This window comes from Thermoanaerobacter thermocopriae JCM 7501 (genome assembly GCF_001310975.1).
Lineage (GTDB): Bacteria > Bacillota > Thermoanaerobacteria > Thermoanaerobacterales > Thermoanaerobacteraceae > Thermoanaerobacter > Thermoanaerobacter thermocopriae.
Genome location: NZ_BAZY01000021.1, coordinates 26,607 through 41,139, shown reverse-complemented (window position 1 = coordinate 41,139; position 14,533 = coordinate 26,607). Strand labels below are relative to the sequence as shown.

Genomic DNA, 14,533 nt, shown 5'->3' with positions numbered 1-14,533 from the left:
TAAACCCGGGGGAAAAACCCCAGGCTTTGTTACATACCAGGAGTAATGCGTTTTATAATTTCCGAAATTTGTTTTGCAAATTCAGAAACTGGTCTTCCTGCAGAAATTCCTTTGGCAATATTATCTATTCTCTTGTATAAATCTGGGTCTGAAGTTACATAGACCCTTGTAATAGACTTATCAGTATCTTTTACAGTCTTTTCTACTTTCTTCTTTACATCTGTCTCGCGAGTACCTTGCACTTTTGCTTTCATGTCCACCCCTACAATAGCAGTACTTCCAGATACTACTACTGTGGCTTTGTTAACTTCCGGTATTTTAGCAACATTTGTAGCTATAGTTGTTGCTCTTGCTTTTTCTGTTGTCGGTTTCCTCACAGGAGTCGGAGCCGGTGTTGTCGGTGTCCTAGGCGCAGGTGTTGTATAACGTGGCGCTGTCTTAGAAGGTGCAGGAACCGTTCTTGTAGGAGTCGGTGTATAACGAGTAGGAGCCGGCTTCCTAGCCGTAGTCCTGCATCCTGCCATTGAAGCTATTATCATTGTCCCAATAAGCACTATTGTAATTATACTTTTTATTTTTTTCAAAGCTATACACCTCCTCGAAATATATTTTTGCACTTTTATTAAAAAGTATTATGCTAAATTATGGAATTTTTATGAAAAACATTTGAAAAAATTTCGTAAGTAATATATAATGCATATGTAATGCTATTGGAGGGAAGATGAAATGGAAATAGGAATTGTTGGTCTGCCTAACGTCGGTAAAAGCACTTTGTTTAACGCAATTACAAAAGCAGGTGCAGAATGTGCAAATTATCCCTTTTGTACTATTGAGCCAAACGTCGGAATTGTATCTGTGCCTGATGAAAGGTTAGATTTTTTGTCAAAAATTGAGAAACCGCAAAAAGTTATTCCTGCAACTATAAAATTTGTTGACATAGCAGGGCTGACAAAAGGGGCAAGTAAAGGAGAGGGTTTAGGAAATAAATTTCTTTCTCATATTAGGGAAGTTGATGCTATATTAAACGTGGTAAGATGCTTTGAAGATAGCAACATTGTCCATGTAGAAGGAAGTATTGATCCTATAAGAGATGTTGAAATAATAACTTTAGAGCTTATACTTGCTGACATGGAAGTTATTGAAAGGCGTCTTCAAAAAACATCAAAACTTGCGCGAAATGATAAAAAAGCAGCCTTTGAAGTGGAAGTACTTGAAAAAATAAAAAAAGGATTAGATGAAGGGAAACCTGTAAGGGCTCTTCAATTTACTGAAGAAGAGAAAAGTTTTGTAAGTCAACTTATGTTGCTTACCTCCAAACCTGTTATGTATGTAGCAAATATATCAGAAGAAGATTTAATTTCAGGAGAAGAAAATCAATATGTAAAGCAACTAAAAGAATATGCTGAAAAAGAAAATTCCCAAGTTTTGGTTATAAGTGCAAAAATTGAAGAAGAATTAGCCTCTTTAAGTGATGAAGAAAGAAATGAACTCTTGAGAGAATACGGCCTTGCCGAACCTGGCCTTAACAACATAATAAGACATGGTTACTCTCTTCTTGGTCTTATAACCTTTTTCACCGCTGGGCCAAAAGAAGTCCACGCTTGGACAATAAAAAAAGGCACAAAAGCACCTCAAGCAGCAGGGAAAATTCATTCAGATTTTGAAAAAGGATTTATAAGGGCAGAAGTAATCTCTTATGAAGATTTAGTAAAAGCCGGTTCACAGGCAGCAGCAAGAGAAATGGGACTTATGAGACTGGAAGGAAAAGATTATGTGATGCAAGATGGAGATGTGGTAGTCTTTAGATTTAACGTATAAAAATCGCCATAAAAGGCGATTTTTATACGTTACTCTTTTTTGTCTATCTTTGGCGTCTCCTCAGCTTTATATTCTAAAGTAGCAATTAAATTATCCAATTTATTTCTGATGGTAGGATAAGATAAACCTAATACTTTTTCCATTTCCCTTATATTTCCCCTCGACCGTATGAAAAGTGCCAAAAAATCTCTCTGCTCTTTTGACAAATAGCAAAATTTACAAAGTTCAAATTTGCCTTCAATTGCTGTGCCACATTGAGGACATTCCAGTCTCGTCACTACTAATTTTTCTCCACAAACAGGGCATTTCCCTAAAATTTCCTTCATAATATCACCTCTTAAAATGTAAGTTTATCAGTAAAACCTACATTCTTATCCGTTGTTTTGTTTTTCATTATAACGCGTAATTTAAAAATGTCAATATTAATTTTAAATTATTTTAAGTTTTACTTTGAAAAAATTAATTTTTTAAAAGAAGTAGCAAAAAACAAACCAAGCACTAGAGGCTTGGTTTAAACTTCCACGATTTCTTCTTCAAAATTATCTAAGTATTTTTGATACTCCATTTTTTGTTCTGCTTCTATTACTTTTTCTAACTTAGGCTTTGTAGCAGGATGTTTTGGCACAAAAATAGTGCAACAATCTTCATAGGGTCTTATAGAGATCTCAAAAGTACCAATCTTTTGAGCTAAATCTATAATCTCCGTCTTATCCATTCCAATGAGAGGCCTAAATATTGGTATAGAGACAGAAGCATTGGTTACATATAAACTTTCAATCGTTTGGCTTGCAACTTGTCCTAAACTTTCCCCAGTGATTAGAGCCATAGAACCATTCTTTTGAGCAATTTTTTCTGCTATCTTCATCATCATCCTTCTCATAATTATAGTAGTAAATTTGGGTGGACACTTTTCATAAATTTCTAATTGCAAATCAGTAAAATGCACTACATGTAATTTTATTTTTTGTCCATACTGAGAAAGGACTTTGCACAAATCTACAACCTTATCTTTAGCCCTTTCAGAAGTATAAGGAGGACTGTGAAAATAAACTGCTTCTATCTCTACTCCTCTTTTCATCATCATCCAAGTAGCTACAGGGCTATCAATTCCTCCTGATAATAGTACTGTAGCTTTACCATTCGTACCAAGAGGAAGGCCTCCTATTCCCTCAATCACTCCCGCATACAAAAATGCCATTTCTCTTATCTCTACCATCAAGAGCACATCAGGATTATGGACATCTACTTTTAAGTTTTTGACATTTTTCAATACTGCTGCTCCTACTCTCCGAGTAACTTCCATGCTGTCATAAGGAAAAGACTTGTTTGGTCTTTTAGTTTCCACTTTAAAGGTCCTTCCCGTATGCTCTTTCATCAACTCTATCGCAGCTTGATATATATCCTCCAACTTTAAATCAGTTCTCTTTGCTTTTGTTATGCCTACAATGCCAAAAACTTTTTTTAACCTTTCTATAACTTCTTCAATATCACCATCGCATTCTACATATATCCTGCCATGAGTTTTTTCAACTTTAACCTCATCAAAATCTCTAAGAGCATTCTTTATATTTTTCACAAGCTTGTTTTCAAAAAAGGACCTGTTATCTCCTTTTAGTGCCAGTTCTCCATATTTAATCAATAATACGTCTTTCATATTTTACCTCCGTTTGTATTTTCTAAGAAAATCTATTTTCTCTTTTAAAGCTGATATTGTATAATCAATTTCTTCTTCTGTATTAAAAATTCCAAAAGAGAATCTTATAGCACTTTCAATCAGGTCCTCTTTTAAGCCTATCGCCTTTAAAACGTGGCTTTGCCCTTTCTTTTTAGAAGAACAAGCCGATCCCGTAGAAACATATATGCCTTTTTCTTCAAGAGCGTGTAAAAGCACCTCTCCCCTCACACCGGCAAAAGAAATATTGAGTATATGAGGCGCTCCTTCTTCAACATTTGGCCCGTTTAAATGGACATCTTTTATTTCAGAAACTATGCCTTGATAAAGTCGCTTCTTTAATGTCATTAATTTGCTTACATTATCGTGGAAATTTTCTTTGGCTAATTTGCTTGCTATTCCAAATCCTACAATACCCGGTAAATTTTCTGTCCCAGATCTTAAATTTTTTTCTTGGCCTCCTCCAAAAATTATTGGCCTAATCTTTACTGTTTTATCAACATAAAGCGCACCTACTCCTTTAGGACCGTGTATTTTATGGCTGCTTAAAGACACCATCTTTATTTTATGCTTTTTTACATCTATATTTATTTTTCCTACTGCTTGTATAGCATCAACGTGAAAAACTATGTCTTCATTTTCTGCAATATCAGCTACTTCCTCTATTGGCTCTATTGTTCCTAACTCATTATTTACAGCCATAATTGATATAAGTATAGTTTTATTAGTTATCGCCCTCTTTAAATCCTCTACATCTACTTTTCCTGTTTTATCCACATCTAGATAAGTTACTTCAAAGCCATTTTCCTCAAGATATTTTAAAACATTGAGCACAGAATGATGTTCAATCTTTGAAGATATTATATGATTTCCTTTCTTTTTTAAACTTTCTGCAACCCCTATTAAAGCAAGATTGTTTGATTCTGTCCCTCCAGAAGTAAAAATTATTCCTTCGGGCTCACTGTTGATTAAGTTAGCTACATTTTCTCTCGCTTCTTTCATTAACTTTTCAGCTTGATAGCCTTTCATATGTAAAGAAGAGGGATTGCCGTATTCCTTATCTAAAACTTCAGACATTTTTTCAATTACTTCTTTCCTAACTCTTGTAGTAGCGCTATTGTCGAGATATACTTCCATGGCCATCATCCCTTTAACTAGATTTTTAATAATAGCAAATTCCTCGATTTATTTTACAAATCTAATCATTAAATTAATAATTCTTTCTACCTCTTCATAGGTAGCCTTTCCATCCTCACTTGCTAATATACATTCTTTTGCATGTTCTTGAATGATTGACATACCTACTTTTTCTAATGAGGCTTTAACAGCTGCTATTTGCAACAAGATATCCTCACATCCTTTTGATTCTTCTACCATTTTTTCTATACCGGCAATATGCCCTTTTATCGTTTTTAATCTTAGCAAAATATCATTTCTCAAACTATCACTCACTTACAACACACCTTTCAACAGATAGATTTCTTTTGCTCATATTCTATTATAACTTTGCCACAAAAATAATAAAGAGTCAATCACTATGTAAAAAAGCCAGCTAAGTAGCTGGCTTTTAATAAGGATTTTGTTGCATTTGAGGCGGATCAAAAGATGGAAAAGGCTTTTGATTGAAAATTTCGCACACATCTGTGACGAACTCCTCGCAAGCTGCTGGAGTAGGGCAGAATCCATAAGAAGGAACTAATAATTGTACATCTACTGCGGATTTTATCACAATCCATATCCCAATTATCACTTCTACAGTGGTAGTAACTCCTAGATTAACCTTTCCGTACAAGCACTCTGCTAACGCTTCGTATTTCATTATTGCTACACTTGGGTCTGGCACGTAAAGTACAATATCTTTGTTAAAAGTAGTAGTATTACCTGGCAATGTTTGTGTAGTTCCATCCGGATAGTTAATCACTATATCAAAAGTCACTTGAAAAGTAGCTTCTACCCTCGCAAATCCTTCTCTATCAGGAAGCGGCGTTATCACAAAACCCGGCGGTGTTACCAAAGATACTGTTATATTTTCACATCCCCCAAAAGAAGGAGTTAAAGTTAGATTTGTTGGTACAAAGGTAATAGGAGGTATATCATCAAGGCATATTCTCTGAGAACAAGCATCATATATCTTAGTCACTTCAATGCAAGTTATCTCTGTAGGTTCTGGAAGTTGCCCTGGCTGTACAGGACCTGGCACTATTTCTTGCTGTCCCACCATCTTTTTAGAAAAAGCCATATTATTTCCCCCCTTAAAAGTTACAGCTTTTAATAACTTAAATTGTCTTATCTATCTACAATATACGTTTCAATGTATTAGATTGTTACAAAAAATCAAAAAATAAGTACCTCGATTGAGGCACTTATTTTGTAACTATCTATAAGCACAAACTCTTTCTTTTATTTAATCTTTTCAATCATTTCTTCTACTTCTTTTGCCCCTTCTTCGTAAAATTTCTCCTCATCAGGAGCTAATTCTTTCAAAAGCCTCAAAAATTCTCCCGCATGCACTTTTTCCTCATCTGCTATGTCCATCAAAACTGTTTTTGCTAATTCATTATCAGTAGCTTCTGCCAACTGAGTATAAAGTTGAATTGCCTCATACTCTGCCGCCACCATAAAGCGTATAGCCCGTACCAACTCTTCGTGGGTGACCTTCCTTTTTTCAGTAAGTCCAGAAAAAGGAGTTCCAAACTCAGGCATAATTAACATCTCCTTTCCCTATGTATTGATTTTATTATATCATAAATTAATGTAATATCAAAAAATTTAAAAAAAGTTGAAACTAACTCTTCATCACCTTCAACCCCTCATCAGCATGATAAGAACTTCTGACTAAGGGACCAGAAGCTACGTATTTAAAACCTAATTCATATCCTATTTCTTCATATCTTTTAAATTGTTGAGGAATAACATATTCTGCTACTTCTATATGTTTTGCTGAAGGCCTCAAATACTGTCCTATAGTCATCATGTCACAATCAACACTTCTTAAGTCTTTCATAACTTGTATAACCTCTTCTTCTGTTTCCCCAAGACCTACCATAATTCCTGACTTAGTAAGTATAGAAGGGTCCAGTTCTTTTATCATTTTTAAAAGATTTAAAGACCTTAAATAATCTGCTTTTGGCCTTACATTAGGATAAAGTCCCGGTACTGTTTCTACATTGTGATTTATTATATCTGGCTTGGCTTCTACTACTCGAGCAATAGACTCTTCTTTACCCATAAAATCAGATACAAGTACCTCAATTGTAACTCCGGGTAATTTTTTAAGTTCATAAATCGTCTTTGCAAAATGTGATGCTCCACCATCCGGTAAATCATCTCTTGTAACACAAGTAACCACAACATGCTTTAATCCTAGCTTTTGAGCAGCCTCAGCAATTCTTTGAGGCTCATCCTCATCAAGAGGTTGAGGATGTCCTTTCTCTATCGCACAAAACCTACAGTTTCGCGTACATATATTTCCCATAATCATAAAAGTAGCTGTCTTCCTTGCAAAGCATTCCCCCATGTTGGGACAATTGGCACTTTGACAAACTGTGTTTAAAGACATATTTTTTAAAAAAGACTCCATCTTGTTTAAATTTTCGTTTAATAACCTCACTTTGAGCCATTCAGGCTTTTCCACTATCAATCACCGCCAATCTATCTAAAGTTATTTCCCTAAATTGTATTTCAAAAACTTCACTAAATTTATCAACCATTTTTTCTTTTACTTTTTCTATGTCTTCATTTATTCCAAGTTTTTGCATAGAAGTAACTCCAAACTCAGTGATACCGCAGGCATTTATTAAGCCAAAATATGAAAGGTCAGTATTTACATTAAAGGCTATTCCATGCCAAGTAATCCAGCGCCTAACAGCGATACCTATGGCACATATCTTTTCATCTCCTACCCATACTCCGGTGTATTTAGGCTTCCTTCCCGCTTTTATGCCATAATCCTCCAAAAGTTTTATAATCGTCTCTTCTAATTTGTAAACAAAAAGATGAACATTTTTTTGCCACTTTGCCAAATCAAATATAGGATAGGCCACTATTTGTCCTGGTCCGTGAAAAGTTATTTTACCCCCCCTTTCTACTTTATAAAGCTCCGCTTTTTCTTAAGTTCCTCTAAAGGCACAAGGATGTTTTCGTCAAAACCACCTGAAACTCCTATAGTATACACTGGTGGATGTTGAAGCAATATAAGAATCCCGTCCGCCTCCCCCTTTTTAACCCTTTCCAAGGCTTCAAACTGTATCTTTTTCCCCTCAAGATAAGGTACAATTCCCAGTTTTAAAACTTCTCCTTTTCTCAAGTGAATCTCTCCTTTTTAACTTATCCTTTATTTATAGGCATTCCTAATGCGTCTTCTGCTGCCTCTTTTATGCTTTCTGAAAGCGTAGGATGAGCGTGAATTGTATCTGCTAATTCCTCTAATGTAAACTCTTCTTTTATGGCAAGCACTCCTTCATGAATTATCTCTGTAGCGCCAGCACCTATTATTTCCATCCCCACTACCCTATTATATTTTGTTTCTGCGATTATTTTTACAAATCCATCGTTTTGCCCCATAGTCATTGCTCTTCCTAAAGCAGTATAAGGGAAAGTGCCTATTTTTACATCTTTCAATTTTTCTCTTGCTTGAACCTCATTCAAACCTACCCACGCTATTTCAGGATTTGTATAGAGGCAATTAGGCACTGCATCTAAATCCGCTTCCTTTTCTTCTCCTGCTATATTGTGAGCAGCTACAATACCTTGATAAGAAGCCACGTGAGCCAGTTGTATACCTCCTGTAACATCTCCAATTGCATATATATTTTTTATACTTGTCCTCATGTGAGAGTCCACTTTTATGCCTTTTTTATCCATATCAAGATTTAAAGCTTCAATTCCATTTACATTGGCAGCTCTTCCTACAGCAACTAAAACAGTATCACATTCCACTACCTGAGTATTCCCTTCTGTGGTATAAATCACCTTTAAACCTTCTTCTATCTTTTCTACTTTACTATTCAAATGTAGTTCAATTTTTTTATGCCTCAAAATTTTTTCCATCGTATTCGCTATATCTCTATCTAACATAGGCAAAAGCTGAGGAAGCATTTCAATAATGACAACTTGACTTCCTAAAGCAGAATAAATATTTGCAAATTCCAATCCTATAATTCCTGCCCCTATGATGACAATTTTTTCAGGAATTTTTTCAAGTTCTAATGCTTTATCACTTGTTATAACACCTTTTAAGTTAATCCCTTCAATAGGAGGTAAAAACACCTTTGAACCTGTCGCAATTATAAAATTTTTTGCCGTGTATCTTTTATCAACCTCTATAGTATTTTCATCAACAAACCTTCCTCTTCCTTTTATAACATCTATATGGTATAAGTTCATCAAATAGCCTACTCCACCGACAAGTCTTTTTACTACTCTATCTTTTTTCTGGCGAAGTTTTGCAATATCTAATGTATACTGGGTCATTATTCCAAAGTCTTTAGCATCTTTTATGGCATTTATAAGCTCTGCCGCATGAGAATAGACTTTTGTCGGTATGCAGCCTCGATTTAAACAAGTACCCCCTAGTGAATCTTCTTCCACAACAGCGACTTTTTTCCCTAATTCACTGAGTCTAATAGCAGCAGTATAACCCCCCGGTCCTCCCCCTAAAACTATTACATCGTAATCCATTTTTATCCTCCTTTTTGTCTGTATTGATGCCTGATTTATTTTTTTATTTATTTCTACACTTAACCTCAAAAATCCTTCTTTCATTATTGCAATAACATGTTAATTCTATTCAATAATCTTTATGCATATACTTTAGCGAAAGGAGGGAAATTTATGGACAAGATTGTAATTAAAAAAGATGAGAATTTTTTACAGTATCTTTGTCTTAAAGATAGAAAAATTATATTGAACACTATAGAAAATGGAATATTATCAGAAGAAATCATTGTAAAAGACTGTTTAAGTGATTTTGACGTTTGTTACGACGAAGAAGGAAAAATAAATCTGATATACTATAATTCAAAAGGAGAAATAGTTTTTTTAATTCAAAAGGAAGAGGGATGGATAGGAAAAGCTTTATACGCTTATAAAGATAAAAAAACGTACATAAGCAATTTTCACCTTTTTATAAAAAATAAAACACTTCACATATTTTTCACAATCAGTAATTTTAATAATCCTAGAGAAGTCCATTTAATACACCAAAAATGGGCAAAAAATTGGGATGGCAATAATATAGCTGTTATAAGAAATATCTCTTTCACCCCTTTTTATGACTTATTCATTGATGAAGAAGAAAATATTCACTTAATTTACATTACAAAAGAAAAAAATAACAGCCAACTTTACTACCTTAACTACATAAAAGATAACTGGTCGCCAAAATTCTTAATTTCAGAAGCAGAAGGAATATTCTATCCTACAATAACTATAGATCCTCAAAAAAATGTACATACTTTATGGGTAGAGGAAGATATAATTCAAGAAATAAAATACAGAAAGAAAACCCCTGGAAGCTGGCCAAAAGGTAGTTGGGGTAGTATCATGACTTTAGCTTATTCTACAAATATTAAAAATTGCTATATCTCTCTTTTAGAAAATACTTTATGGTGCACTTACCTTCAAAACGAGAGCTTTTTTGCCACCATGTCCTCTGATGAAGGAAATAGTTGGTGCAAGCCCTTTAAGATTCCCCCTTCTTTCTCTGAATACAACTTTTTTAAGTTAAAAACCTCGATAGACAAATTTCAAAGCAATTATTTACTGATAAACGATAAAGGAGATGTAATTCCTTCTTTGCAGTACAAATTAGCCCGTAAAAACGGCGAGAAAGGTTCTTACTTCACTTTCTATATAAAAGAAGTTCAGGAATACTTGAACATCCTAATAAAAAAACTTGAAACTATCAAAGAGGAAAAAACAAAATTAGAAGAAGAACTAAGTAGAAAAAATGTTGAACTTGCAATAAAAAACAAAAATATAGCCGACTTACAAGAATTATTAAGACAAACAAATGACGAAAAAATAAAAATTGTCCTTAAAGCGGACAATTATAATACAATGGTGAATAGTTTGATAAGAGAAAATGAAAATCTTAAAAAACAAATAAAAGATTTGCAAAATCAAATAATAACTTTAAACAGCAAACTTGAAGCTCTTCAAAATGTCAGTACTTTTCAAAAAATAAAAAGTATATTTATAAAAAGCGACGAAAATTAAATAATTTTGACTATTTTATATCCCGCAGGAATTCTCTCTACTTCGTATATCCCTTTATAAGTAATGTTGAGCCTTTGCAAAAGGTTTTGTACTATTCGTAAAGATTCTAATCCAAATTTGAGAGAATGGCTGCAGCTTTCTGTGATACTTCTGGGAGTTGGTACAAACTCCACCGGAATATTATTTTTCTTTAATATCTTTTCTGCCATTAAACCATGCTGATAAGAGTAAAAGACAATCAATCCATATTTCACTAATACCACCTCAAAATCAATATATTCCAATAAAGCAAAAGTTGATACAATGTTCCTATCTCACCATAAATTACTTGAAGGAATTTACAGCTGTCTGTAGAATATATGATTTGAGGTGGTAATAAAGAAGGACATAAAGCAAATATTTTAAACCCTTATTACAACAAGGTAGGAGTAGGAATAGTGAAAAATAAAGAGGGCAATGGCATAATAGTTGTTGAAATGTTTATAAAAGATTAAATCCGGGGTTTTCCCGGATTTAATCTTTTTCCATAAACACTTTATAAGCTTTATAAGCCATATACACATCCACTTTAGAAGACAGTTCATAAGGAGCGTGCATGCTTAAAAGAGCAACACCGCAGTCCAAAACCTCCATTCCGTAATTCGCTGCAAACTGTGCTACTGTGCCGCCGCCTCCCATGTCAACTTTGCCCAGCTCACCTGTCTGCCATACTACTCCATTTTCATTGAAGAGTTTTCTTATTTTGCCGACAAACTCAGCATTTGCATCATTTGACCCCGATTTTCCTCTTGAACCAGTATATTTGGTTACACAAACCCCTTTACCTATATAAGCAGTGTTTTGTTTTTCACTGACTTCTTGATAAGTAGGATCAAATGCAGCATTTACATCAGCAGAAAGCAGTTCGGAATTCGCAAAAACCCTTCTTAATTTAATATCTGTGCTACCTTCGTATTTTTCTAATATCTCTGCAATAGCATTTTCAAAAAATCTTGATTGTAAACCCGTATTGCCCATACTTCCAATTTCTTCTTTATCGGCAAATATTGTAACAGCTGTCTTCTCTGGCACCTCAAGCTCAAGAATAGCTCTTAAAGAAGCATAAGCACAAACCCTGTCATCTTGACCATAAGCTCCAATCATACTTCTGTCAAATCCTATATCGCGAGGCTTATAGGCAGGTACTAATTCTAACTCAGCACTTAAAAAGTCCTCTTCCACTATGCCATACTTTTCATTTAAATATTTTAAAATATTGGGTTTCACGCTGACTTCCTCAGAAAAAGGAATGCTTCCAACTACAGCATTTAATGCTTCTCCTGTAACCGCCTCTGCTGCTTTTTTCTCCATCTGGTCTTTCCCTAAGTGGGGCAATAAATCTGTTATGTAAAAGACTGGGTCATTTTCATCTTCTCCCAGTATAATGTTTATTTTCTCACCGTTTGCTTTGACAATTACTCCATGGAGAGCCAAAGGGATTGTCACCCACTGGTATTTTTTAATGCCCCCATAGTAATGGTTTTAAATAAAGCCAAACCACCATCTTCATACATTGGATTAGGTTTTAGGTCAATTCTCGGAGAATCAATATGAGATGCTACCGATTTTATTCCCTTTTGCATTGACTCTTTACCAATTACAGCTAAAACTACTGATTTTCCTTTGTTGTTGTAATACACTTTGCTGCCCGGCCTTAAATTTGTAACTTGTTCAATGTTAATAAAACCGTTTTTCTCGGCCATTTCTACAATTTTTTCTGCTATTTCTCTTTCCGTCTTGCACTTTGCCATAAAATCTTTATAGTCTTCTGCAAATTGGTAAACCTTTTCTTTCTCCTCTTGCGTAATCTTTGTCCATGCATCCACTTTTTTGTAACCTAAACGCTTTTCAATTTCCTTTAAATCTTTTTCTTCCAAAGAAATTACCCCCCGTGGTTTTTTGTATGGATGACATTGTGTATCAACAATATGATACGCTTTTTTTGTATAAAAGTCAAATTTAGCATTGTAAAAGTTTAGTTTTGTAAAATCGTCTCATTTTTAAGCATATAAATAGCAGCTTGAGTTCTGTCTTTCACATCTAATTTTTTAAAAATATTGTAAACATGGTTCTTGACAGTTTTCTCGCTTAAAAATAGTTTTTGTGCAATTTCTTTATTGCTATACCCTTTAGAAATAAGTTTGAGAATCTCTATCTCCCGTGGTGTGAGGTCTTTTTTCAAGTTTTCGTGATCTATGTTATCTATTTCTTCCATTAAAGAAGGATGAATATAAACTCCTCCATTGTAAATAGTCCTTATCGCTTTTATTAAATCATCATATTCAGCATCTTTTAAAATATACCCTTCTACTCCCAATTTAAGTGCTTCCAAAATGTATTCTCTATCGTTGTAAATAGTCAAAAACAATACTTTGCTTGGATGTTTTTCTTCTTTTAACATTTTTGCTGCTTTTATGCCATTCATTACAGGCATATTTACATCCATAAGTATTAAATCGGGCATAAATTTCTTTGCAAGTTGATAAGCCTCTTCCCCATTTGAAGCTTGAGAAATAACTTTTATATCTTTTTCCATTTCAATAAGCTGGACTAACCCTTTTCTTATCAAAGCATGGTCATCAGCCACTAACAATCTGATCATCCTCAACACCCCTTACAGGTATAGAAATATAAATTTGAGTACCCTTATTTTTGAAACTACTTATTTCAAATTTACCGTTTAAAATTTCTACTCTTTCCCTCATGCCCATCAGCCCATAGCCTTGTCCAATATTTTCCTTATCAAAGCCAATGCCATCATCTTTGATAATTATGCTAATAAATCGCATGCCAAACTCAAATTTAACAGAAGCATTTTTTGCCTTGGAATGTTTTTTTATATTTGTAAGAGCCTCTTGTACTACTCTAAAACAAGTTATTTCAATCTCAGGACTAAGTCTCTTGTAATCCGACAAAACACTAAAATCTACAAATATGCCTGTCTCCTCTGAAAAATTTTTTATGTACCTGGATAATGCCGGAATAAGACCTAAGTCATCAAGAGCAGAAGGTCTTAAGTCATATATTATTTTCCTTACTTCTTTTAGAGATTGTTGTACAATATTTTTTAGATTTTTAAGTTCTACTTTCGCCTGTTCAATATCTTTGGTTATCAATTTTTCACAAAGTTCAGATTTCAATAACACGTTTGCCATCGCTTGCGCAGGACCATCGTGAATTTCCCTTGCAATTCTTTTTCGTTCCTCTTCCTGTGCTTCAATAATTTTTACACTCAAAGCTCGTTTGTCTTTCAATTGCTCTAATTGAGTATTCATTTTTTTTAAATCCCTATTTAAATAATTGAGAGCTACGTTAATTTGAGAAACAAGCTTTTCAGCTTTTTCAATAATAGTCTTATTGTCTATAAGTTTTCTCTCCAGTTCATTTCTTTTTTCTATTAATTCTTTTTCTTCCCGTCTCTTTAACGCCAACTCTATTTGAGCCTCTTTTGCCTCATCATAAGCTTTCCTTACTGCTTGTTCAGATAGGTGCCCAAACTGTTTACTTACAAGTGCAAGTTTTAGTTTGCACTTTTTTTCTTTCCTTTCGCACAACTCTACTTCTTTTATAACATTTATAACTTGGATTTTTAGCTCTTCTAATTGCGCTTCCAATCTTTTCGCTTCTTCTTTTGCCTTTTCTAAAATATCAAAAAATTTGTATTTTACTGCTTTCAATTGCCTCTATTGTTTTCTCTACAATATTATCCAATCGTTTTTTGTATGTGACTTCTACATCGGTATTCATTTAATTCACCTCTTTGAGCACCATCTTTTTAATAATTCG

Annotated in this window: 13 protein-coding genes and 4 pseudogenes; 3 read left to right on the top strand and 14 right to left on the bottom strand. The window is 34.0% G+C overall.

All coding sequences use genetic code 11. The annotated features are described in order from the left end of the window. Nucleotides 1-29: 29 nt before the first annotated feature. Nucleotides 30-584, bottom strand: coding sequence for a YhcN/YlaJ family sporulation lipoprotein (locus JCM7501_RS08710; protein WP_013150486.1), 555 nt, complete (start codon nucleotides 582-584; stop codon nucleotides 30-32). A gap of 142 nt (nucleotides 585-726) precedes the next feature. Here JCM7501_RS08710 and ychF point away from each other — a divergent pair, with 142 nt between their 5' ends. Beyond that, nucleotides 727-1,818, top strand: coding sequence for a redox-regulated ATPase YchF (gene ychF / locus JCM7501_RS08705; protein WP_013150487.1), 1,092 nt, complete (start codon nucleotides 727-729; stop codon nucleotides 1,816-1,818). 29 nt (nucleotides 1,819-1,847) lie between these two features. On the opposite strand, the gene JCM7501_RS08700 is transcribed toward ychF, so the two are convergent. The 9 genes and pseudogenes from JCM7501_RS08700 to lpdA all read right to left on the bottom strand — a co-directional run bounded on the left by JCM7501_RS08700 (nucleotide 1,848) and on the right by lpdA (nucleotide 9,169). Beyond that, nucleotides 1,848-2,144: a DUF2089 domain-containing protein gene (locus JCM7501_RS08700; RefSeq protein ID WP_013150488.1), complete on the bottom strand. Its 297-nt coding sequence runs from the start codon at nucleotides 2,142-2,144 to the stop codon at nucleotides 1,848-1,850. A gap of 185 nt (nucleotides 2,145-2,329) precedes the next feature. Next, entirely contained in the window at nucleotides 2,330-3,472 is a 1,143-nt protein-coding gene (gene thiI, locus JCM7501_RS08695; RefSeq protein ID WP_028992721.1) for a tRNA uracil 4-sulfurtransferase ThiI, read from the bottom strand. Between the two features lie 3 nt (nucleotides 3,473-3,475). Continuing rightward, the gene (locus JCM7501_RS08690) at nucleotides 3,476-4,627 is read right to left on the bottom strand and encodes a cysteine desulfurase family protein (RefSeq protein ID WP_013150490.1); all 1,152 of its coding nucleotides are present in this window, start codon (nucleotides 4,625-4,627) and stop codon (nucleotides 3,476-3,478) included. 48 nt (nucleotides 4,628-4,675) lie between these two features. Beyond that, a complete protein-coding gene (locus JCM7501_RS08685; RefSeq protein ID WP_012995490.1) occupies nucleotides 4,676-4,942 on the bottom strand; it encodes a metal-sensitive transcriptional regulator in 267 nt (88 codons plus the stop codon). 115 nt (nucleotides 4,943-5,057) lie between these two features. Then, nucleotides 5,058-5,729: a hypothetical protein gene (locus tag JCM7501_RS08680; RefSeq protein ID WP_012995491.1), complete on the bottom strand. Its 672-nt coding sequence runs from the start codon at nucleotides 5,727-5,729 to the stop codon at nucleotides 5,058-5,060. Between the two features lie 161 nt (nucleotides 5,730-5,890). Continuing rightward, on the bottom strand, nucleotides 5,891-6,202 hold the full coding sequence (locus JCM7501_RS08675; protein ID WP_198002283.1) for a ferritin family protein: 312 nt from the start codon (nucleotides 6,200-6,202) through the stop codon (nucleotides 5,891-5,893). A gap of 73 nt (nucleotides 6,203-6,275) precedes the next feature. Next, on the bottom strand, nucleotides 6,276-7,124 hold the full coding sequence (lipA, locus tag JCM7501_RS08670; RefSeq protein ID WP_028992720.1) for a lipoyl synthase: 849 nt from the start codon (nucleotides 7,122-7,124) through the stop codon (nucleotides 6,276-6,278). Continuing rightward, nucleotides 7,111-7,796: pseudogene (gene lipB, locus JCM7501_RS08665) on the bottom strand (lipoyl(octanoyl) transferase LipB). Before lipB ends, lipA begins: the two are co-directional and overlap by 14 nt. A gap of 20 nt (nucleotides 7,797-7,816) precedes the next feature. Next, entirely contained in the window at nucleotides 7,817-9,169 is a 1,353-nt protein-coding gene (lpdA, locus tag JCM7501_RS08660; RefSeq protein WP_028992718.1) for a dihydrolipoyl dehydrogenase, read from the bottom strand. A 153-nt stretch (nucleotides 9,170-9,322) separates the two neighbouring features. On the opposite strand from lpdA, the gene JCM7501_RS08655 reads away from it, so the two are divergent. Further along, the gene (locus JCM7501_RS08655; RefSeq protein ID WP_028992717.1) at nucleotides 9,323-10,708 is read left to right on the top strand and encodes a hypothetical protein; all 1,386 of its coding nucleotides are present in this window, start codon (nucleotides 9,323-9,325) and stop codon (nucleotides 10,706-10,708) included. Here JCM7501_RS08655 and JCM7501_RS08650 read toward each other — a convergent pair. Next, nucleotides 10,705-10,962, bottom strand: a complete 258-nt coding sequence (locus tag JCM7501_RS08650; protein ID WP_012995497.1) for a DUF3343 domain-containing protein — start codon at nucleotides 10,960-10,962, stop codon at nucleotides 10,705-10,707. The two genes, JCM7501_RS08655 and JCM7501_RS08650, sit on opposite strands and share 4 nt — an antisense overlap. 120 nt (nucleotides 10,963-11,082) lie before the next feature. On the opposite strand from JCM7501_RS08650, the pseudogene JCM7501_RS12710 reads away from it, so the two are divergent. Continuing rightward, nucleotides 11,083-11,202: pseudogene (locus JCM7501_RS12710) on the top strand (CAP domain-containing protein); the annotation flags it as partial. 19 nt (nucleotides 11,203-11,221) lie between these two features. Here the strand turns inward: JCM7501_RS12710 and JCM7501_RS08645 are convergent. The 3 genes and pseudogenes from JCM7501_RS08645 to JCM7501_RS08635 form a co-directional block, all read right to left on the bottom strand. Continuing rightward, a pseudogene (locus tag JCM7501_RS08645) lies at nucleotides 11,222-12,624 on the bottom strand (aminopeptidase). Between the two features lie 98 nt (nucleotides 12,625-12,722). Further along, nucleotides 12,723-13,349 carry a response regulator gene (locus JCM7501_RS08640; protein ID WP_028992716.1) on the bottom strand — a complete coding sequence of 209 codons (627 nt, stop codon included), beginning with the start codon at nucleotides 13,347-13,349 and terminating at the stop codon, nucleotides 12,723-12,725. Next, nucleotides 13,327-14,494, bottom strand: a pseudogene (locus tag JCM7501_RS08635) (sensor histidine kinase). The gene JCM7501_RS08640 and the pseudogene JCM7501_RS08635 overlap by 23 nt, the downstream one beginning before the upstream one ends. Nucleotides 14,495-14,533 lie beyond the last annotated feature (39 nt).